The 20029-nt window shown below is 55.3% G+C and carries 15 protein-coding genes; 4 read left to right on the top strand and 11 right to left on the bottom strand.

Annotated elements, in window-relative coordinates; translation table 11 throughout:
- Positions 1–232: 232 nt before the first annotated feature.
- Complete coding sequence (locus LKE90_RS02125; RefSeq protein ID WP_291491184.1) at positions 233–1228, top strand: N-acetylmuramoyl-L-alanine amidase family protein; 996 nt, start codon at positions 233–235, stop codon at positions 1226–1228.
- A 146-nt stretch (positions 1229–1374) separates the two neighbouring features.
- Positions 1375–1794, top strand: coding sequence for a hypothetical protein (locus LKE90_RS02120; RefSeq protein WP_291491284.1), 420 nt, complete (start codon positions 1375–1377; stop codon positions 1792–1794).
- Positions 1795–1910: 116 nt separating this feature from the next.
- Here the strand turns inward: LKE90_RS02120 and LKE90_RS02115 are convergent, their stop codons facing one another.
- Entirely contained in the window at positions 1911–2516 is a 606-nt protein-coding gene (locus tag LKE90_RS02115) for a DUF2721 domain-containing protein (protein ID WP_367117384.1), read from the bottom strand.
- Positions 2517–2532: 16 nt separating this feature from the next.
- Complete coding sequence (locus tag LKE90_RS02110; protein WP_291491281.1) at positions 2533–3882, bottom strand: carbohydrate porin; 1350 nt, start codon at positions 3880–3882, stop codon at positions 2533–2535.
- Positions 3883–5339: 1457 nt separating this feature from the next.
- On the opposite strand from LKE90_RS02110, the gene LKE90_RS02105 reads away from it, so the two are divergent.
- The gene (locus LKE90_RS02105; protein WP_291491183.1) at positions 5340–5771 is read left to right on the top strand and encodes a DUF4167 domain-containing protein; all 432 of its coding nucleotides are present in this window, start codon (positions 5340–5342) and stop codon (positions 5769–5771) included.
- Positions 5772–6118: 347 nt separating this feature from the next.
- On the opposite strand, the gene LKE90_RS02100 is transcribed toward LKE90_RS02105, so the two are convergent.
- From LKE90_RS02100 to LKE90_RS02070, 7 genes are all read right to left on the bottom strand, one after another.
- The gene (locus tag LKE90_RS02100; protein WP_291491182.1) at positions 6119–8989 is read right to left on the bottom strand and encodes a diguanylate cyclase domain-containing protein; all 2871 of its coding nucleotides are present in this window, start codon (positions 8987–8989) and stop codon (positions 6119–6121) included.
- A gap of 234 nt (positions 8990–9223) precedes the next feature.
- A complete protein-coding gene (prfA, locus tag LKE90_RS02095; RefSeq protein ID WP_291491181.1) occupies positions 9224–10282 on the bottom strand; it encodes a peptide chain release factor 1 in 1059 nt (352 codons plus the stop codon).
- The gene (gene hisS / locus LKE90_RS02090; protein ID WP_291491180.1) at positions 10279–11538 is read right to left on the bottom strand and encodes a histidine--tRNA ligase; all 1260 of its coding nucleotides are present in this window, start codon (positions 11536–11538) and stop codon (positions 10279–10281) included. Before hisS ends, prfA begins: the two co-directional genes overlap by 4 nt.
- A 124-nt stretch (positions 11539–11662) precedes the next feature.
- The gene (gene ispG / locus LKE90_RS02085; RefSeq protein WP_291491179.1) at positions 11663–12823 is read right to left on the bottom strand and encodes a flavodoxin-dependent (E)-4-hydroxy-3-methylbut-2-enyl-diphosphate synthase; all 1161 of its coding nucleotides are present in this window, start codon (positions 12821–12823) and stop codon (positions 11663–11665) included.
- A 169-nt stretch (positions 12824–12992) separates the two neighbouring features.
- Positions 12993–14294, bottom strand: a complete 1302-nt coding sequence (locus LKE90_RS02080) for a helix-turn-helix domain-containing protein (RefSeq protein ID WP_291491177.1) — start codon at positions 14292–14294, stop codon at positions 12993–12995.
- Entirely contained in the window at positions 14295–15323 is a 1029-nt protein-coding gene (locus tag LKE90_RS02075; RefSeq protein WP_407066039.1) for an NAD(P)H-dependent flavin oxidoreductase, read from the bottom strand.
- A 79-nt stretch (positions 15324–15402) separates the two neighbouring features.
- Complete coding sequence (locus LKE90_RS02070; protein ID WP_291491279.1) at positions 15403–16671, bottom strand: aspartate kinase; 1269 nt, start codon at positions 16669–16671, stop codon at positions 15403–15405.
- 269 nt (positions 16672–16940) lie between these two features.
- Here LKE90_RS02070 and ubiG point away from each other — a divergent pair, with 269 nt between their 5' ends.
- A complete protein-coding gene (gene ubiG, locus LKE90_RS02065; RefSeq protein WP_291491176.1) occupies positions 16941–17735 on the top strand; it encodes a bifunctional 2-polyprenyl-6-hydroxyphenol methylase/3-demethylubiquinol 3-O-methyltransferase UbiG in 795 nt (264 codons plus the stop codon).
- Between the two features lie 74 nt (positions 17736–17809).
- Here ubiG and LKE90_RS02060 read toward each other — a convergent pair whose 3' ends face one another.
- Positions 17810–19042, bottom strand: a complete 1233-nt coding sequence (locus tag LKE90_RS02060; protein WP_291491175.1) for an SAM-dependent methyltransferase — start codon at positions 19040–19042, stop codon at positions 17810–17812.
- 401 nt (positions 19043–19443) lie between these two features.
- Positions 19444–20025 (bottom strand): 50S ribosomal protein L9, encoded by a 582-nt coding sequence (gene rplI, locus LKE90_RS02055; protein ID WP_291491174.1) that lies wholly within the window; start codon positions 20023–20025, stop codon positions 19444–19446.
- Between the last annotated feature and the right edge of the window lie 4 nt (positions 20026–20029).

The following is a 20029-nucleotide window of genomic DNA, read 5'->3' as shown; positions in this document are numbered from 1 at the left end:
GAGAAGGCTTGCCTTGGTCCGGGCAGCGTGGATAACCGTCACAAACGGGCCACATGCTTGCAAACATGGCCGAAACCAACAGAGTACGCAAGTCATCGGATACAACTGTATGCAACCGGCTGTGAATGCAGCCGCAACGAACCCCACACTCTCCTGACATAATCATCGTTCATTAATGACTTCCCAACGTCAGCATGGCAAAATCGCAGAAGCCTCTTTCAGGACGCAGTTCATGACGCAGAAACCGGATCATGGAGACACATTGCCGACCAGCCGCCTCCTTCCCGGCAACGCATTCCGGCAGGGTTGCACCGCCAAAACAGCGAACACACTGGCAGCCACCACACCGGCAGGCACAGCCTCATCCGATCTGCTGGGTCTCTCGCTACCCCGCAGATCCGCTCTCATCGCCAGTCTTGCGCCGCTGATTCCGCAAGCAGCGCTGGCCCGCACCGGAACAGGCGTCCACACTCCAGCATCCTCGCTCCCCCACAGCACTCCACACGCCCCCGCCATTATCAAAGGAGCAGCCCCGCCTCCTCCTTTGGTCATGCTGGACCCGGGTCATGGAGGAAAAGATCCGGGGGCCATCGGCTATTCAGGCACTTACGAAAAACATGTCTCGGAGGCCGCGGCCGCTGAACTCGAACGTCAGTTGCTGGCGACAGGCCGCTATCGGGTTGCCCTGACCCGTTCGAGCGACCGCTTCATTCCGCTCGAAGGACGCGTTGAGATGGCGCAGGCGCACAAGGCGTCGCTGTTCATTTCCATGCACGCCGACGCACTGCATGACCCTGCTGTCCGCGGCGCCAGCGTTTACACGCTCGCCGGCGCCGCATCTGATTCCCAGACGGCCATGATCGCCCAGAGTGAGAACAGCGCGGACCTCTTCGGAGGCCCGCATGTTCACGCCACATCTCCGGAGGTGCAACAGATACTCGCCAGTCTGGTTTCGGAAGAGACACGAAGAGGGTCAACCCACATCGCCAATCAGGTTGTTTCTTCCTTCCAGTCCCGTATCTCGCTGCTGTCCCACCCGCATCGCCACGCTGCCTTTGTGGTTCTCAAGGCGGCTGATATTCCTTCAGTGCTGGTGGAAATGGGTTTCATGTCCAATCGCAGTGACGAAGCCGCCCTGCGTCAGGCAGGTCACAGAGCGATGGTGGCCGGGGCCATGCGGGATGCGGTGGATCGTTATTTTGCCACCACCCATATCGGTGTTGGCTAAAATCCGCCCACGCGGACTCTGCCGCCTCACCGATGCCACTTGCAGGCTTTAGAGAGCCCAAAACACACCACACTCAGGGAACCAAGAGAAACTTCATGACTGTATCCTTCAGGAAGTCAGGCCTTCTGCTAGCCAGCGCCGTTTGTATGATGACGATTGGCAACACGCCGTCTCTGGCCAGAACCGTCTCATCGACATGCGATAATAGCGGCTTCGTTCAGGCCCAGCAGACATTCGAGAATGGCGGCAGAAAACAGGATGTTCCCGTTCATATCTGTGGACAGGTTGTTGCCGTTTCAACAAAGGCCAAACACACGCGCAGTGGCTGGCATGGTTATTTTTATGTCAATGTCGGACAGGGCATCTCAATCCGTGTTGTCAGCAACCTCGATGAGATGAACGCCCCGGAATGGCCATGGGTACGAGACGGCGATATGGCGGACATCGTAGGGCGTTACTACTACGACTCCCCCCGTCGTCAGGGCATCGACTGGACGCACAAAGGCACCGGCAGTTCATGGGATATTCCGGGGTATGTGATCATCAATGGGAAACGGTTTGACTGAAATTCATGACGCCTTTTTTCTGCCGGAGATATGAGAAAAAAGGCGTCCGCACCGACCACCATTAAAGACATACGTCCTGATTTGATCTTCGATTCATCGAAGCATTACGCGCAAGGCTAATTTGTCTTACCGTCAGATTTCTTGACATTTCTTGGAAGCGGGCCAACTTTTTTCAAACTGTCCCAAGACAGAAAGCAGTCTCCAAGAAAGGAGGCCAGCGATGCAATAGTGCAGAGCAAGGCCGCGCCGAACAGACCGACCAGCCACAACGCAATCGAAGCATCCCTGACTGTACCAAGAAAAAGAACGAATGCTGCCCCGCAGGTCATGGCGCCAGCAAGACCGCCAAACATGATGGCCATATCAAGGACCATGACCCGCTTCTGCAAGCGCATAAAGTGTTTTTGCAGCTTGCGTTTCGCTTTGCCATCTTCTTCATCAGTGAGCAGATCAGACGCTTTTTCAATCTGATCCGCAACACGACCAGCCCGCGTATTCAACAGGTTGAGCAGCGTTCCAACGCCAGACAACATGAAAACCGGCGTAAGGGCTGTCTCGATCAGATGCGCGACGTCACCGGCGGAATCAGAAGCAATAGCGGAAAGAGGAAGAGCCATAATCGAATCACGCCGTGATGACAGAGGATTACGTTCCCTACAGAGAACGGCGTGAAACTTCAAACCAGACCAACGCGGGTGTCTGCGAGACAACCTCGTAAACACCCGTAACACCCCTTACTTACAAAGCAGCGAGTATCTTCAGACCGCCCAGAATTGCATTGGGGATAACGGACGTTTCACCCGGGCGCATCATGTATTCAAAAACGGGCTGCACCACGAGGCCCGGCACCACCGGGATACCATAGTAGGCTTCCAGTGTCGCGGCATGAGTTTGAGGACCATTCACGTACGCCCCCATCGACATGCCCGCCATCTGCCGCAAGCGCTGGCCTTCCGTCAGATTATGGCCGATCTGATAGTAGGAATACATCACGCCAAAGCGGTCAAACGGGCGATAGGGAAGGATACCGAGCAGCGACGCTCCGACATAAAACTGATCCGACCACACCGAAACACTCGGGGTATTATGAATATACCCGGCCATCAGATATCCACCAGCCATCTGATGATCGCCACCTTTACGGTAAACCATCTGATCAGCTTCAAAGTAGAACGTATCCCGTGGACCACCATTATGCCCCAGATAATCATGCCTGTAGGCTGCGGGGATGCTGCCCAGCATGTCGTCATAATGGCTTGTGTCGTGTCCAAACCCGATCTTGTAATGACCCGGAAGCTTCTTTTTGCCGAAAAACGGCTCCCACGCCAGTTCAATCGGCAACATGACACCTGTATGCTCCTCGCTGCCCCATGCCCACCCAGACGGGTTCGATGTCAGCGGTCCTGCGGCATATACGCCCGTGGTCAGCGTGAGGTCACGCACAGGCCGCACGCGAATTGTGCCGCCCCAGCTTGCTTTCGGATACACGCTCCAGCCTGCCTGCGATTTGAGAGCAACAGGGGCGGAACACTGGATCATGAATGTACATAGCAGCACGGAAGTCGCATAGGTATGCGTGAGGGTCAGTCGTCCGAGGTTGATGTTGACCTTATTATTAAAAAGAGATTTTTCAAGATAGATGTCCGACAGATGGGCGGCCATATGGCCTGACAGACTATAGACTTCAGACAGCAGCATACGATGCTCGCCGACATAGTCCGTTGCAACCTGACGCCCGGCACGCTCCATCAAAACAGCATGCAAAATCCAGCCATCCCATCCGACAAGCTTGCCCAGATCGAACCGTGTGGTGAGAGTCAGCTCATGGGTATAGTCCATTCCTCTGGACAGCCCGCCTCCCGTATTGGCAAGCCCCTCAGCCTTGTAGGCGAACTGAAAGCTGAAGCCACGATTCTGCATCCATTTACGCCATGGCTGCAACTGGGGAACGAGGTTACCGAATGTCTGGGCAGGAACGTAATAGCCTGCGGACAGATCACGCTCGCGGATGGCGTCATCCTCATTGTTGAGCAACGCCGAAATGCTCTCGGTGTCGAACAGGGCGTCCAGCCGCTGGGCAGGTGTCATCGGCGTTTTCTTCGGAGCGGCATGCGCAGGCGCATCATAAGGCCCCGGCTTTTTGGGCAGCGAAACCACCACATCCGACGGCGGACGCTGCACAGTCTCCTGCTTTTCCGCCCGAACTTCCGTAGAGCCAGCAAAGCAGGCCGCCACACCAAGGAACGGAGCCCACATAGTCCAGCCGTTCAGACGCGAAACAACAGATATCCGGTTACCGGAGAGGGGTATTTTTCTTGTTTTTTTCATTACCACGAACTCACCTTGTACCCCCGACACGTACTACACATAACCCTCCCTTCCAATATTGACGGGATCGCCGCCCCTCTCAATTTCCAAAGAATGTTGCAAAGCGACAACACATTTTCATCACAAACAACATATAAGACACACATCAATCGCTATAGCGCTTTCCAAAAATCATTATTCTTTCAACAACAAACCTTATTGTAAAAAAATTCATATTATATTTACAAAAAGCGAAAAAATCAGATAAAAAATTTACAAAACCCATTTATTCAATTGCTATTTTAGTTATTTATTTTGAATAGATATGCAGAAAAATCAAATAAAATTCAGGATGTTTGAACACACAAAAGGCTTTTCACAGCATGAAAAATTTTGGGCCTGACACAGTCATCTCATAGAGCCCTGATTTGTTGCAGTGGTCACGGCATCTCGTTCCGGACAGAAACCACACCAAGAGTTTCTGGTGGCAAGCCAAACGTGTCATCCACAAAGACACAGGAAGATGCCATGACAGGATTTCCACCCATTCCCGCCGAGTGGGATAGCAACGCAACACGCATATCGCTTCGCCTTCCAATGGGCTGACGTATCCTCACAAGCCAACCCCCTTAGCCTGTCCATCTATCTCAACCTCTTTCGGTTTTATCGTCGCTGGATACATATATGGCGTAAGACCCGCTGGCCTTGCTTCTGATACTCAAAACGGAACAACTCGATTTATTTTCAAGATCGTCAATCGAGGTAGCCGCGTCTTCACGCCTCTCCCCTTTTCGTAACAGCAACCAACATCAAGACTGTTCATCTCAATGGAGTATCCTCCAACCGTCCTGCAGATGAAACAGGGGCACCCGGAACTCTGGACATTCCAGCCGACCCATATAATTTTATATTATATATCATATAGTTATGAAGAAATTTCTTTTGATATCTCATGGCATTGGATTTTATTCCTCACAACGATGAGGATATTATCACCCACATGGCATATCTACCCTTGCACATAGCTCATTCTTATGATCAAAGTAGGCCGAGCATTGGCGGAAGCGGTTGAAATTCATTTCACTCCGCTCGTTACCAATAGCCCCTCTAAACTCCTTGGACCGCTTGCCGTTGAAGTGTGAATGCGCTTCAAAATTCTGGCGAGGGTCAATCAGGAGTTCAGCTAGCGGTCCAGAGGACCAATCGATTGAAAACCAAGAAGGCATCGTGGTAACGCCATGAATATAAAGCGCATGCGCAACCGTAATCATCGTCCCGGCGGAAGCAACGGAGGAGGAGGGGGCACGCGCCACCAGAACGGTCAGATACCTCTCAATCGAAATCACGTATTTGACAGCAATGGTCCTGAGGTTCGCATTCGGGGCACAGCGCAGCAACTCTTCGAAAAATATCTTCAGTTGGGACGAGATGCCACGAGTGGTGGAGACCGGGTTCTCGCAGAAGCCTACTTTCAGCACGCAGAACATTATTTCCGCATTCTGAACGCGATGAATCAGGCTGCCCAGCAAGCCCAGCAGGAGAGACAGGAACGCTCCGCGCGAACCAGAGCACCCTACAAACAGGATACCGACTCTTCTCCTGAAGATGAAGAAAATCAGAACGACCCGCAGCCTGAAGCTTTTGCAACAACAGAAGATGCCACCTTCTGATTTTGACCGAAGCAGATATGCAAAAACAAGCCAATCTGCTCGTCATATTCTATAGACTACCTTCTTTCGCCTTGCGCTATTAATAAGCGCAGGCGAAAAAAGTGTACGGTGACTCATTCATCGCATCAATCTCTGTATAAATTTCATTTATGACAATACATCTTCTGAGAAGCCCTTCTGGAAATTCATTATCTGACGTTAAACTGACCTCACAAAGCACATCATGACGCTTGAAAATGCCGGTTTTCACCATTCTTCTGTTGTTTCAGAGAACCTCTTCCATAATCATTTCGGAACACCAAACCTTTTCCAAAAGAACTCTCAAAAACATTACTCTTTAAAAGCCTTCAATCGGCAACCACAATACAATTTCTTCCACGCTTTTTGCCTCTGTAGAGTGCGCGGTCAGCGCGTCCAATCAGTTTAGATGTCGTGTCACCGGGCAGGATAACCGCCAGACCTATGCTGCAAGTCGCAACGACCTCAGAGGCGCCGTAAATCATTGGTTTACGTAGGTGTTCATGTAATCTTGTAACTTGCCTCAGCAATTCTTCTGTGCAGGAAACCGACATGAACGCCACGATCAGTTCCTCTCCCCCATAGCGTCCACAAATAGCCATTGCTCCAGCGAGTTTTCGTAAACGCTGACCATATTGCTCCAGAACAAAGTCGCCACCCTGATGGCCAAGCGTATCGTTAATCATCTTGAAATGATCAATATCAATAAGCGCAACAGCTATAAGCTCATTTGAAGAGATGGATGCCACCAGCTCATCAAGTTCATCAAGGGCACTCCGACGGTTGAGCAATCCCGTCAGACTATCGACACGCGACTGATGCAAAAGCTGCGTCTGCATTTCCTCCATCACACGAGTACGCCCTCGCACAGCAGCTTCGAAATTCTTTTGCCTTAAAAGCTTTATTCTTCTGTATAGAATGGCACCAAGCAGCATCACTAATAAAAATGAAAATAAAGCCCACCAACTTCCTTTGAACCCAGAGACTTTGAGGCCGGAGGAGCGTACAGACAGGATCGCACTGCTGGCAGAACGGTAGTTCAGAAGATCCTGCGCCTGAACCTGAAAAACAATTTTTTCTCCCTTTACATCGTAATAATTTACAAAATTTGTCGAAGAATATCCAGGTTCATGGTCAATACCTGCCAACTGGTACTGATATTTGATTTCTCTGTTTCCCGTAAAGGTTGGGGCGATAAACTGAAGAGAAAGCTTTCTCTCACCATCAGGCCAGAATTGCTCGCCCCCCAAAAGATCCACGTTATCCAAATGCGCAGAAAGAAAATTCGTGTGCAGATCAGGAAGCACAGGAAGTGATCCAGGCTCCCTGAGGTGATTCAGACCATTTTCCGTACCAAACCAGAGCGATCCATCATCATCTTCATTTATAGAACCTGGCAGAATACGACTTGAAGCCAACCCGTTCGTCAAATCAAAGTGAGACCAGCCGTTTGGTGTGGACACATCCAGCCCATGAGACCCTCCCAACCATATCCACCCTCTACTATCCCGAAAAATCGTTGTAGAGCCTGAATTTTTTGGACCATCATCCAACATGGAAACAACAGGAGAACCATCCTCCGGCAGAAAGATCTTTCTGGCATTTCCCTTGGTCCCTAAAACCCAGACATCATTGGACATCGTCACCGTCATGGCACTGGCGTCGCCGATAGCAAAATTTTCCAGATCAACCCGGGGCTCAAAAACATTCTCTTCAGCTGTCTGCTGAAAAAGAACGCTATCCGTCAAAACAAGAAGCCTTCCGAACTGATCAAAGCAGAGTGCGTTGATACGGTGATTCTGCAATGAAAACACCGTCGGCAAATGAGAGGCGTAACGCAACGGATCGTCTACTCTTACAAGTCCCGCAACCGTACCAACCCATATCCGCCCGCCACTGTCGAGGACCAGAGCTCCGGTCACCGGCTCGGAAGAGGGTAACGTTCTGACCTGACCTGTAACTGGGTCTATCCGGATCAAGCCCTTTCCTTTTTCTGCAGTCCACAGCGCTCCGTCCCCCGTGCGGATGAGGGAGGTTATATTTTCAAGCTCAATATGCTTCAGCAGATGCTCACCATCATGGCCATATGGCGACGCCGCATATTCAAAAAGACCGTTTTCAGCAGCGATCCAGAGGTTGCCCGCCGCATCATGTCTGACGCCAGATACATGCAGCGGAGATACGTCATGATCAGTAAAAAAAACTTTCCAGAATGGAAAACCGGCAATGCGGACAGGACCGCGCCCGGGACTGTCAAGCCAGAGACCGTATTCCCTGTCGATATAAGCACTTGAAATTGTTTGTGGCGAATAACTGGAGGGCCAGTCCATATCATCCCAATGTCCCGTAGCAGACCGGACAACAAGCGAATCATGGCCAGGCGTCAGAAAGGCGCCGTCAGTCAGCCGGAGCAGAAAGATTTCAGAAGGCTTTTCCCTGAAATATTCTGGTAATTCATATGGAATGTCTTCCACATGGACGCCACCATTCGCTGCAATGATCAGAAACTTTCCAGCACTTCGAGCAATCAGTGAACCGTCCGGTGCGATGACAAGCGCGCGCCAGACTTCACGAGGCACCCCCCTGCGTTCATCAAAAGTGTCAACACCACCATCCCGGTAACGGCATAGGGCCACGCCACACCCTATCCACACGGTCTTTGCATCGGAGGTCAGGGCTGAAAGAGCTTCTTCTTTCAGAGGATTTGTCGATGGAACCAGACTGTCCGCATGATCTTTCACAAGAGATACAAATGCAGTGTCCGCTTTCTGATGCCGGTACAGTCGCCAGATACCACCATTTCGGGCTGGCCCCTCCCCTGACAGGATAATAAAATCCATCCCATCGGCAGCAAGAGAAATCCTGCCATCGAACCTGAACGGTATTTTTTCAAAACCTGTTCTACTTTTCAGCCATAATTCTTTATCGGCAGCAATCAGGATGCTGCCATCGGCACCCCCGGCAATAGCTTCTATATCCTTGAAAGGAGACCCGTCAGGCTTGTCGACACGTGTGAATTCACCGCCGGAACTGACATACAATCCCGTTTTATTGCCAATATAAAAAAAGCCGTCAGAATTTTGCGCAAAGAGACTTCGGGACGTATCAGAAAGCCCACTCTGCCCGTTAAAGAAACGTACGGTCTGCGACAACGCTGGAACCGCGTGAAGCCCGGAAAAACCAATGAGAGCAGCAAGCAAGATGCTGACCAGCCGGGAAGACAGGTGTATTCCGTTCCGAAAGGCTGCCTTGAGCTTAAGGGGAGGATAAAAACAACCGGGTTTCTTTTGCGACTGCACTGCCGGAGTGCACAAAAAATATAGCAATGAAACCAACCTGCTTTATGAATCTCAACAGCAGGATGCTAGAGCCCTCACAGTTATCTTTTGGTTAAAATTCTCTATCATCATCCAATTGATAAAGATTTCATAGAATTACAGTCCTGCCGCGGCGAGCTGGGCAGCCTGATCTTCCTGAATCAGTGTGTCAACAATCTCGTCAAATTCACCCAGCATCACACGATCAATCTTGTGAAGCGTCAGGCCGATGCGGTGGTCAGTCACGCGACCCTGAGGAAAATTATAGGTCCGTATCCGCTCGGAACGATCCCCTGTCCCCACCTGAGATTTCCGATCGGCGGCACGGGACTCGTGAAGGCTGACGCGCTGCTGTTCGTAAAGACGCGCCCGCAATATCTTCATCGCCTTCGCACGGTTCTTGTGCTGGCTTTTCTCTTCCTGCATCGCCACAACGACACCAGTCGGCAGATGCGTTATACGCACAGCACTTTCCGTCTTGTTGACATGCTGCCCGCCCGCTCCGGATGCCCGGTAAACATCGATACGCAGATCTTTTTCATCAATCTGCACATCGACCTCTTCCGCCTCAGGCAGAACCGCAACGGTGATGGTGGAAGTGTGGATACGCCCCTGACTTTCCGTGGCCGGAACACGCTGGACACGATGAACGCCGGATTCATATTTCAGACGCGCAAAAACGCCCTTCCCACTGATGGTCGCAATGCCCTCACGCAGGCCGCCAAGCTCGCTTTCGTCATATTCCATCACCTCGAACTTCCAGCCGCGCAGATCAGCATAACGCCGATACGCGCCAAACAGCTCGGACGCGAACAGCGCCGCCTCGTCGCCTCCCGCAGCGGGCCGTATTTCAAGGATGGCGCTGCGTTCGTCAGCAGCATCCTTCGGCAGCATCGCCAGACGGACATCCTGCTGGAGCCCCGCGATACGATCTTTCACCTCATGAAGTTCGCTTTCCGCCAGCGCCTTCATTTCCGGATCATCGAGAAGCTGCCTCAGGTCCTGCTCTTCAGCCTGCACGGCGCGCAGGGCGTTGACCCGCGCCACCAGCGGCTCGATTTCCCCATATTCACGGGAGGCTCGAGTAAAATCCTCTCCCGTTACGCCGCTCGCCAGAAGCGCCTCAAGTTCCTCACTCCGGGCAACGATACGGTCAAGTCGGTCGTCAAGGTTCACGCGCCAGCTTCCCCCGGCTGCTGCCTGATCGCCTGAACCAGTCCGGACGCCGCCACTTCAGTCTGCAGGCCGGTCGCAAGGTTACGAAGCTGCACCGTTCCGCCAGCCACTTCGGTCTCGCCAATAATCACAACATGGGACGCGTTGGTCTTGTTGGCGCGCTCCATGCGTTTTTTCAGATTGCCGCGATAGGCCATCTCAGCCCGGACACCGCCTGCACGCAGTTCGGACAACGCCCGAACGGCAGTTTCCTGCGCCCCATCCCCAACCGGGATCACTGCGACAGGCTGCTGCACGGACGGTGTGGCTTCAAGAAGCATGGCCAGACGCTCGATACCGCCCGCCCAACCGATGGCCGGTGTCTGCGGCCCACCCATTTCCGACACGAGACCATCATAACGCCCGCCCGCGAGGACAGTGCCCTGTGTGCCGAGGTTGGTCGTTACGAACTCGAACGCCGTGTGGCTGTAATAATCGAGACCACGCACGATACGGGGATTTTCGGTGTAGGCGACACCAAACATCCGGAGCCCCTCACGCAGATCATCCCAGAAACGACGGGATGCATCGTTCAGGAAGGACTCCAGCATCGGCGCATCCGCGACCAGTTCACGATCTTCCGGCGCCTTGCTGTCAAGGATGCGCAGAGGATTGCGCTCCAGACGGTTACGGCTGTCTTCGGAAAGGCGATCACGGAAGTCTGAAAAATAGGCCACCAGCCCTTCGCGCCAGGCGGCACGGCTTTCCGCATCACCAAGAGTGTTCAGTTCAAGAACGACGTTCTCCATAATGCCGAGCGCGGCCAGAACGTCGCGCCCCATGGCGATGGCTTCCGCGTCCGCGATCGGTTCACCGGGACCGATCAGTTCCGCGCCAATCTGATGAAACTGGCGGTAGCGCCCCTTCTGTGGACGCTCATAGCGGAACATCGGCCCCGTATAGAACGCCTTCTGCGGCAGCGACTGTGTCAGGCCGTTGGTGACAAGCGCCCGGCAGATGGCAGCCGTTCCTTCAGGGCGAAGCGTCAGGGAATCCCCGCCGCGATCCTCGAAGGTGTACATTTCCTTGGAAACGACATCCGACGTGTCGCCGAGAGAGCGGGAGAAAACGCCTGTTTCCTCAAAAACAGGCGTCACCCATTCCTCGAAGCCATACAGGGCCGTGACGCGCCGGGCCGTCTCAACGACATGGGCGTGACGACGCTGGTCCTCTCCAATCAGATCATGGGTACCGCGAACGGGTCTGATGGCGCTCATAAGGACAGGACTCCGGCAAATTGACTCAGGACGCCAGCGGGCCATCAGACGAAAATGCCTGATGGCCGCGACTGGGTCTCTCATAGACTGTCCCGAAGGCAGAAACCTCCGGGACCTGATTATTTTATTTCGCGCTGGCGAGGTCAGGCAGCGGCAGGGCAATGCCTTCCGCTTTTTCCCTGGCTTCCTCGGCCTCGATCTTCGACACGCGATCTTCAACAAGACCGACAATGTGCTCGATCATCGAATCACCGGGCACCGTATGATCCTGCTTGCCTGCAGAATAGACCATGTGACGGCCTGAACCACCACCTGTCACGCCGAGATCGGTCATCAGCGCTTCACCCGGACCGTTCACCACGCAACCGATGATGGACAGCGTCAGCGGCGTCTTGATGTGCGCGAGGCGGTCTTCCAGCGTCTGCACCGTCTGGATGACGTTGAAACCCTGACGGGCACAGGACGGGCAGGAAATGATCTTCACACCGCGATGACGCAGGCCGAGGGATTTCAGGATATCCCAGCCCACCAGCACTTCCTCTTCCGGCTCAGCCGAAAGGGAAACGCGCATCGTGTCGCCCACACCGGCCCACAGCAGGTTTCCAAGACCGATGGAGGACTTCACCGTTCCAGCGCGGCGGCTGCCGGCCTCGGTGATGCCGATATGCAGCGGGTGGTCGCACGCATCGGCAAGCTGCTGATAGGCCGCTACCGCCAGAAAGACGTCCGACGCCTTCACGCTGATCTTGAACTCGTGGAAGTCATGATCCTCAAGGATCTTGGCGTGTTCCAGAGCGCTTTCAACCAGCGCGTCAGGGTTAGGCTCGCCATATTTCTCGAGCAGATGCTTCTCAAGCGAACCGGCGTTCACGCCGATGCGGATGGAGCAGTTATAATCCTTCGCGGCGTTCACAACCTCACGGACACGCTCGGCACTGCCGATGTTGCCCGGATTGATACGCAGACAGGCCGCACCCGCTTTCGCAGCTTCGATGGCGCGTTTGTAGTGGAAGTGGATATCCGCAACGATGGGGACATTCACTTCGCGCACGATCTCGTGCAGGGCAGCCGTGCTTTCCTCATCGGGGCAGGAAACGCGCACGATGTCCACGCCAGCCAGCTCTGCGCGACGAATCTGTTCGATCGTCGCCTGAGCATCACTGGTCAGAGTATTGGTCATCGTCTGGACCGAAATCGGCGCATCACCACCAACAGCGACCTTGCCGACGTGAATCTGACGCGACTTGCGGCGTTCAATATACTGATAGGGCCTGTAGCCACTCATCGTTCAATCCTCCTGTCGGGATGAAGGTCGAGGCTGAAAAACATACCTCGGTATTCGTCTTCGGGTCTTCCTGCCAAATTTGTCACCCGAAAGCCAGAGCGCAAGCCCTGCCTAGAGTGCACACCGCAACCCGTGGCGATAAAAGGCAGAGCATTCCATGCGGGGCGCATCAGCGAGGATCACCCATAGTCTTCAACTGGCGTGCGTTCAGATCATCCGCGGAAAGCTCCCCGCTTTCCGAAACCGCTGATTTCGGACGCAACACCCGTGGCTTTACCACAGGCGGCGGCGGAAGGGGAATCGGGGCGCTGTCTTCTGCCGGGATATCATCATGCGCGGGAGCAGGCATAGCCGTGCCGTCGGTCGCTTTCAACGTCAGACCGGTGACGCTTCCATCCCGGATCGCCGCTTCGGTGACGAGGATATTACGCCTGACGGCTCCATCGCGCCCCAATGGCTGGGTCGTCACATCACCCACAGCCAGAATCACGCCCCCCGCATTTCCAACCGTCAGTGTGAACGGAGCCCCTTCTCTGGGGAACTCCCAACTCTCCTCAGGCTCCATGATGTGATCATAGATGATCCTGCCATCATCGGCTTTCACCTGAATCCAGCTTTTGGCCGTGGCCCTGATCTGCGCGGCCTTCAATGGAACGGGCGTTTCCGGTGAGGCATGACCGCTTTCAGCCGTCCCGCTGTCTGGCGATACCGGCCCTACCACACCGTATCCGGCAGGCTGCTCCGGCGGCGGCATGGTCACTGCTTTTGCAAAATCATCCGTGCTGACATGGCTGGATACGTCAGGATGCGTCGCCGGAGCAGGCGGAGTTACGCTGCCGTTCAGGACCGAAGGTGCGGCGTCGGGCATCACCGTCGCAATTTGCGGTGAAGGCGCGGCGGGATTGTTCACGCCCGGCATCACACTGGCAACGGACGGAATTTTCTCCAGACGCATCGGTTCATGGCCACCCATCGCATACCAGCCGACATATGCCAGCATGACGACGAACAGTCCGGCCAGCACGAAGGCGCTCGCCGGAACCGTCCGTTCCGGCGCGGGAGTCAGGAAGGTCAGTTCGGGCTTTTTCGCGACATTATGGACTTCGCGCTTGAAGCGGGAGGCCATTGCTTCGGCGGGGAATCCCAGAGCCGAAGCGTAGGTGCGCAGAAAACCGAGCGCATAGGCGCCAGCGGGAATACTGTCCGCGCGGTCCTGCTCCAGAGCTTCGAGATAGGACTGTTTGATGCAGAGCCACGCCGCGACATCGGGGAGCGACCAGCCAAGCGTTTCCCGACGTATTCTCAGCGCGTGCCCCACGCCAAGAGAATGAAAATCGGGCAGCGGAACAGACCACGCACGGGATGCCTCCGCAGTCTGATCAGGATTCTGATCAGGGCTCTGCGCAGTGTCCTGCGGTTCATTCCTCCCCATTGTGTCTTCCTCGATTCGCTTCGAGGTCTCCACGCTCATTCACTCTCCTCGACGGGCGCTCCGCTGAGCCAGAGCGCCGACAGCCTGCTGGACAAGCTCTTCAATGATGTCCTTCACCGACTGGACGGTCTTTACCATACCAACCGACTGTCCGGCCATGACCGAGCCTGTTTCGACATCACCGTCAATCACGGCGCGACGCAAGGCGCCAGCCCAGAAATGCTCGATCTCAAGCTGGGCCTCTTCCTTGGTCAGTTCTTCCGCCTGAAACCGTCGAAGCGTCTCGGCCTGATGCGCGAGGAAGTTCTTGCTCCCCTCATTCGCCAGACCACGAACCGGGATGACCGGGAAACGGGGATCAAGCTGAACGGAAGTCGTTGCGTCACGAGCCGCGGCCCGGATGAACGCCTCCTTGAAACGCGGGTGAGCGATGCTCTCCTCCGCCGCAGCAAAGCGCGTTCCCAACTGCGCGCCTGCCGCACCCTGCTCCAGAAAACCGACAATCGCATCACCACGGGCAATGCCACCGGCCACGAAGACCGGAACCTCGGTAATGTGCGGCAGGATTTCCTGAGCCAGCACAGTCAGAGACACGGGACCGACATGACCGCCCGCTTCCGCTCCCTCAATCACCAGCGCATCCACCCCCATGCGCATGAGACGCTTGGCCAGAACGAGCGCCGGGGAGAAAGCGATGACCCTTGCGCCACCATCCTTGGCGGCGCGGATCGCGGCTGACGGTGGAATGCCGCCAGCCAGAACGATATGTCCCACACCGGCCCTGAGACAGACCTGAACCAGTTCATCAAGCTGCGGATGCATGGTGATGAGATTCACGCCGAAGGGTTTGCTGGTCAGGCTCTGCGTCGCCGCGATTTCCTTCTCCAGCAACTCCGGGGTCATCGCGCCACAGGCGATCACACCGAAACCACCCGCATTGGAGATCGCCGCGACGAGATTGCGCTCGCTTACCCACGACATGGCGCCACCGAGAATGGCGTATTCCGTGCCCAGAAACGCGGCGCCACGGGACCAGAGGTGATCAAGTTCCCTGCGGGCAGCCTTCATGTCAGAGGACTGCGGGTCAGAAGAGGCGTTGATCGTCACTGGATGCTCCGTCATGGCGTCGTCAGAAGGGACAGCAGCTTTACGCTGCGTCGAGCCCGTAGGCTGTGTGCAGCGCACGGATGGCAAGCTCCGCATAGTCTGCCGGGATCAGCACGGACACCTTGATCTCGCTGGTGGAGATGACCTGAATATTGATCCCGCGCTCGGAAAGAGTGCGGAACATCGTGCTGGCGACACCCGCATGCGAACGCATTCCCACACCGACGACACTGATTTTGACGACCGCGTCATCCGTGATGACTTCACCATACTGAATGACCGGACGGGCTGCCTCGATCACCGCCATGGTGCGGGCCAGATCGGTCTTGCTGGTCGTGAATGTCATGTTGGTCATGCCATCCTCGCCGGTGCTCTGGACGATCATGTCCACATTGATGTTGTTCTCGGACAGCGGGCCGAAGATGGCGGCGGCGATACCCGGACGATCCGGAATGCGGCGCATCGAAATCTTCGCTTCGTCGCGGGAATAAGCGATGCCGGTAACGAGTTCCTGTTCCACGATTTCGTCCTCATCAACCACAAGCGACCCGGGTACATGCGCCCCGGGCAGATGGCCATTTTCTGCGGGAGCTTCATCAGCGAAGCTGGAAAGCACCTGCACACGCACGCGCTCTTTCATGGCGAGTTCGACGCTGCGTGTCTGCAGCACCTTCGCGCCGACGGATGCCAGTTCCAGCATCTCCTCATAAGTGATCTTGGCGAGCTTGCGGGCCTTCGGCACGATCCGCGGGTCGGTCGTGTAGACACCGTCCACGTCCGTATAGATGTCGCAACGGTCCGCCTTGACGGCTGCCGCAATGGCCACGGCGGATGTATCCGACCCGCCGCGTCCGAGCGTTGTCACGCGACCTTCGGGCGAGACGCCCTGAAAACCGGCAATGACCGGCACCTGTCCAGCCTTCATGCAGGCGGAAAGACCCTCGCCGTCGATGGAGTCGATCCGGGCCTTGCCATGCGCGTCGTCGGTACGGATGGGCACCTGCCACCCCTGCCACGAGCGGGCGTTCACTCCGAGAGTCTGCAACGCCAGCGCCAGCAGGCCGCTGGTGACTTCCTCGCCGGTCGCAACGACGGCATCATATTCACGCGGATCGTAAAGGGGTGACAGGCTTTCGCAGAAGCCAACCAGCTTGTTTGTCTCGCCGGACATGGCGGAAACGACGACAGCCACTTCGCAACCGGCATTGACCTGCGCCTGCACCCGTTTGGCGACCGCACGGATACGGTCAAGATCGCCAACTGACGTGCCGCCGAATTTCATGACGATCCGTGGTGGAGTGCGCTCCATGATCTGACCTGTCTCCATCCCCCGTCCATGCGGAGGCCTGCTCTTTTCACGCAGGCGTCCAGATGCCAGAAACGCCACCTGAACCCTGCGTGTCTTGTGTTATCTCTTACGTTCGACAAATGGACTGTCGGTATACATCGGAAGTCGCCGATATTGATCAGGCAACCCCTCCCTGCATGACCAGCCATTGCCAACGCGTACAAGCCGCGTCACATAACCTCGCCCTTGGCTTACGTCCAGCCGGGAACGCAGTTGAAAGGTGTCGTTTCATGCATTCTGCTCATGACAGTGACTGGCAGACAACAGGGCCGGAAACAGCCGCCGGACAGGTCAACGCTTCGGCGGCCTCGGTTTCTCCTGAAGAAATCGCCCGTTTCAGCGCCATCGCCCGCGAGTGGTGGGACCCGACAGGACCAATGCGGCCCTTGCATGCCATGAATCCTCTGCGTATCGGCTGGATTGACCGCCATCTGCCTTTGAGAAGCAGAAAACAGTCGCCATTGACCGTGCTTGACCTCGGATGCGGAGCGGGTCTGGCCAGTGAGGCGCTGGCTAAGGCGGGGCACGACGTGCTGGGGATGGACGCCTCGGCCGAAGGCATTGCCGCCGCCCGCAGGCATCTTGAAGACAACCCGCTCCCCGCCGGGGCCGGCTCCCTCGCCTATCGCATCGGCAGCGCCGAAGCGCTTGTCGCGGAAGGCGTGACGTTCGACGCCGTCGTGGCTCTTGAAATCATCGAGCACGTCACCGACCCGACCGCTTTCATGTCGATGCTTGCCAGTCTGGTGAAGCCGGGCGGCTGGGTATTCGTCTCAACGATGAACCGCACTCCCCGCGCCTTTGCCTTCGCAAAAGTGGGAGCGGAATACATCATGCGGCTCCTCCCTGTCGGCACGCATGACTGGCGCAAGTTCGTGACGCCGTCCGAACTGGGGCAGTACGGACGGCAGGCAGGTCTGAGGCTGGAGGATATTGCCGGGATGTCTCCTTCCCTGCTGGGCAGCACATGGCGGGAAAGCCGGGATCTGGGCGTGAACTACATCGCAGCGTTTAAGCGGGACTGACATTTTTCATGACGAGAGGTCAGCAGACGCTTTGACCGTCACGGGCAATCGCTTCTTTCAGTAGAGGCGATGATTCAGAAAGTCTGCCCTCCGACACGAGAATTTTCAGCCTCGAACATATAGTCACGGGTCAACGGGACCGCACCGATGTCACGGGTCAGCTGAATCTGAAAATTCATATGACCCTGCACCTCAAAGGAAAGTTCCGCTCCCGCCAGATAGAATTCAAACATCCGGCAAAAACGTTCGTCATAAAGCTGCCTGACCTTTTCACGCTGCTCCGCAAAACGCTGACGCCAGACTGATATCGTTTTCGCGTAATGCAGTCTGAGGATTTCACAATCCGTCACCCACAGTCCCGTCTTTTCAATAGCCGCAAATGTTTCGCTCAGACTGGGGGAATATCCGCCGGGAAATATATATTTATCAATCCAGGGGTTGGTCGTTCCCGGCTCATCGCTCCGCCCTATGGAATGCAGGAGCGCCACACCATCATCTTTCAGGCATTCCCGAATTTTCCCGAAAAATACTTCATAATGCCCAATGCCGACATGCTCGAACATACCGACTGAGACAATCCGGTCGTAGCGTGTCTGAACGTGTCTGTAATCAAGCAGTTCAAACCTGACCTGATGCGAAAGACCGGCTTCCTGCGCTCGTTCACGGGCAATCTTCAACTGCTCGACCGACAGCGTCACGCCAGTCACTATCGCTCCGTAATCGCGGGCCAGTGTCAATGCCATCCCGCCCCAGCCGCACCCTATGTCCAGCACTTCCAGCCCCGGACGATCAAGCAGAAGCTTCGAAGCTATATGATGTTTCTTCGCTTCCTGCGCTTCATCCAGTGTTTCTTTTCCTGTGCGGAAATAGGCGCAGGAATATTGGCGGTCCTTATCCAGAAAAAGATCGTACAGACGCGTATCGAGGTCATAATGATGCGCGACGTTTTTGCGTGACCGGTTTTCGGGATTAAACTGAATCCAGCCGCGCCGCGCATAACGCGCCGTCGCGGAAATGGCCTCGCCAATATGACCAGCCGGTTTCATGGCGTTGATCATCATGACATGAAGCAGATCGTACAGCGTGCAGCCGTCAGGCTGTATGCCACCGTCCATGTAGGCTTCGCCAAAACCCAGACCGGGATTAAGCAGAAGACGTTTCTCGGCATCGACACCTGTAAAACGGAGCGCAGCGTGAGGCCCCGGCTGCTGACCTCTGAAGAGAGCGGAAGATCCGTCGGCAAAGACAACTCCCAGAGAGCCGACTGAAATAAAGCGCCGAAGCAGGATCTTAACCAGGCTCTTCATAAATCATTTCTCCCAAAACAAGATGTCCGGCCATAACGACCATGCCCATACACCGAACAGATCGGTTTCTTATAACCGATCCCTATCGGACAGGAGGGCGGAATCTGCTTTTCTTCATCACAGAAAAGATATTATCGCATAAGGCAGACAAGGGTTTCATGCCTCTATCTGCATCGTTTCAAACGAGGAGATAACCGGGAGATCATAGCCCGAAATACTGTCTGCGAAATAACGACATTCCCACAATTTTCACGACAGAAGACAAGTCATTCTCTTTTTCCTGCCTCTGCGTATTCTCTACAGACTTGCCCCTTCTACCAGGCCAGCAAACAACACAAACAAAAAAGGCCGGGATGGTCAAACCACCCCGGCCTTCCGGATTTCCAGATAAGACAGAAGTCTTACGCGGAAGCCTCTTCTTCAGCCGAAGCCTCGGAAGCAGTCTCTTCTTCGACGAGTTCGAGGACGGGTGTTTCTTCCTCTTCCTCGGTGCCGATCACTTCACCGCGCGCCTGACGCTCGGCCTCTTCGACCGTACGAGCGACGTTGACACGCACTGCGATGGAGACTTCCGGATGCAGTGCGACGCGAACGTCATACAGTCCCAGAGACTTGATCGGGTGCGGCAGGAACACCTGGTTACGGGTGATCGTGAGACCAGCCTCGGTCGTCGCCTGAGCGATGTCACGGGTGGAGACGGAACCATAGAGGTTGCCGCCGTCACCAGCCTGACGGATCAGAACAACGGCCAGACCTTCCATACGCTCGGAAAGACGCTCGGCCTCTTCACGACGCTTGACGTTCTGGGCCTCAAGCTGGATACGCTCACGCTCGAAGCGCTCACGGTTCGCAGCATTGGCGCGGATCGCCTTACCCTGTGGCAGAAGGAAGTTACGGGCATAACCCGGCTTCACCTTCACAAGGTCACCCATCTGGCCGAGATGCTCGACGCGCTGGAGCAGGATAACTTCAGTTGCAGCCATGATC

The organism is Acetobacter sp., from assembly GCF_022483985.1.
GTDB lineage: Bacteria > Pseudomonadota > Alphaproteobacteria > Acetobacterales > Acetobacteraceae > Acetobacter.
The sequence above is the reverse complement of the archived record's forward strand: the minus strand, read 5'-3'. Positions and strand labels throughout refer to the sequence as shown.

Coding starts and splice junctions, on each gene's coding strand:
- LKE90_RS02125 (WP_291491184.1), top strand. CDS start 233: ATGACGCAGAAACCGGATCATGGAGACACATTGCCGACCAGCCGCCTC.
- LKE90_RS02120 (WP_291491284.1), top strand. CDS start 1,375: ATGATGACGATTGGCAACACGCCGTCTCTGGCCAGAACCGTCTCATCG.
- LKE90_RS02110 (WP_291491281.1), bottom strand. CDS start 3,882: ATGACACCTGCCCAGCGGCTGGACGCCCTGTTCGACACCGAGAGCATT.
- LKE90_RS02105 (WP_291491183.1), top strand. CDS start 5,340: ATGAATATAAAGCGCATGCGCAACCGTAATCATCGTCCCGGCGGAAGC.
- hisS (WP_291491180.1), bottom strand. CDS start 11,538: ATGAGCGCCATCAGACCCGTTCGCGGTACCCATGATCTGATTGGAGAG.
- ispG (WP_291491179.1), bottom strand. CDS start 12,823: ATGAGTGGCTACAGGCCCTATCAGTATATTGAACGCCGCAAGTCGCGT.
- LKE90_RS02080 (WP_291491177.1), bottom strand. CDS start 14,294: ATGAGCGTGGAGACCTCGAAGCGAATCGAGGAAGACACAATGGGGAGG.
- LKE90_RS02075 (WP_407066039.1), bottom strand. CDS start 15,323: ATGAAGGCTGCCCGCAGGGAACTTGATCACCTCTGGTCCCGTGGCGCC.
- LKE90_RS02070 (WP_291491279.1), bottom strand. CDS start 16,671: ATGGAGCGCACTCCACCACGGATCGTCATGAAATTCGGCGGCACGTCA.
- ubiG (WP_291491176.1), top strand. CDS start 16,941: ATGCATTCTGCTCATGACAGTGACTGGCAGACAACAGGGCCGGAAACA.
- LKE90_RS02060 (WP_291491175.1), bottom strand. CDS start 19,042: ATGAAGAGCCTGGTTAAGATCCTGCTTCGGCGCTTTATTTCAGTCGGC.
- rplI (WP_291491174.1), bottom strand. CDS start 20,025: ATGGCTGCAACTGAAGTTATCCTGCTCCAGCGCGTCGAGCATCTCGGC.